1 protein-coding gene and 1 pseudogene are annotated in these 1,398 nt (G+C 82.1%); both read right to left on the reverse strand.

What is annotated here, in order from left to right:
- Positions 1-365 (reverse strand): annotated as a pseudogene (locus GTQ99_RS23260) (hypothetical protein); the annotation flags it as partial.
- A gap of 85 nt (positions 366-450) precedes the next feature.
- The coding region (locus GTQ99_RS23265; protein ID WP_166618019.1) for a hypothetical protein at positions 451-1,398 on the reverse strand (948 nt) is incomplete at its 5' end.

Raw genomic sequence — 1,398 nt, forward strand, 5'->3', positions numbered from 1 at the left:
ACCACGAGCAGCGCCCCCGCCACGCCCCCGGCCGCGACGTGCAGCACGAGCAGCAGGCAGGTGCGGGAGCGCTGGCGCCAGGTGGTGGCCGGCCCGGGGCGCTGCGGGTCGCCGCCGGTGAGCAGGGCGGCCACGGCCGCGCCCTCGACCGAGCGCACCTCCCCCACCGCGCCGACCGCCGCGACCGGCAGCAGCAGCACCAGGGCGGCGACCGCGACGGCGGCCGGGGCGGGCAGCCGGTCGGCCAGCAGCTGCACCGGCCAGGCGAGGACGACGACGAACGCCACGGCGAGCGCGGCCCCCAGCAGCAGGTAGACCCACCGGTGCAGGCCGGCGCGCACCGCCGGGTGCACCGCTGCCGCCACGGCGGCATCCTCCCAGCGCCGGGTGCCCCGTGACGAGGGCGCGGGCACCTCGGCCGTCCCGGGCACCTCGGCCGTCCGGGTCGCTTCAGGCACGCACGGGCAGCGGGGCGGCGCCGCGCCCGCACGCGGCGCAGGTGCCGCCACGGCGCAGGCCGTAGGCGGCGACGGCCGCGCCCAGGGACAGGCCCCACGGCAGCGTGGGGAAGAGCAGCAGGAACGAGACCTGCGCCGGGTCGTCGCCGCGCAGGCCCTCCAGCGCCGCGGCGCCGAAGGCGGGGGTCGCCGCGAGCAGGACGACGGCGACGGTGCCGCCCAGCAGCACCGGCAGCCGCCACGGCACCGGCCGCCCGCGCAGCACCGGCACCCAGCCCGGCCACACCTCCCCCCACGGCCGCAGCAGGCCGAGGGTCAGCGCGCAGCCGCCGACGGCGGCCGCGCCCAGCAGGAGGCCGAACAGGCGCGTCGCCGGGTCCAGGCCGGCGGGGGCGCCCACCGGCCAGGGGGTCAGCCAGGTGGCGCGCAGCAGCGCGTACGGCAGCGGGCAGGCGGCGGCGACGAGGGTCGCGACCCGGCCCCAGCGCAGCGCCGCCGACGGTTCCCGCCAGCCCGGTCCCGGGTGCGAGCCGCGCCCGCAGCGCCCGCAGCGCCCGGTGGCGACGCGGCGCAGCAGCACCGCCGCCGCCGCCCACAGCACCGCGCCCACCAGCAGCAGCAGCCGCAGCGCGGGCGGCAGGACGCGCTCGGCCAGGGAGCCTGCGAGGTTCCCGGCCAGCTGCGCGAGCACCCCCGGCCGCAGCACCCCGGCCGCCGCGCCGCCCGCGAGCACGAGCAGCAGGGCGAGCACCCAGGGCCGCGCGCGCCGCTCGTGCAGCGCCCCGACCGCCAGGACCAGCACGAACGCCGCGGGTCCCGCGATCGCGACGAGGTAGCCCAGCAGGGCCAGCAGCCCGGTGTCCGCGGCCAGTGCCGCGAGCGCGGCGGCCAGCGCGGCGGCCGCGGCGGCGGGTGCGCCGGCGGCGGGGCGGGCGCGGGC

This window comes from Kineococcus vitellinus (assembly GCF_009906315.1).
Lineage (GTDB): Bacteria > Actinomycetota > Actinomycetes > Actinomycetales > Kineococcaceae > Kineococcus > Kineococcus vitellinus.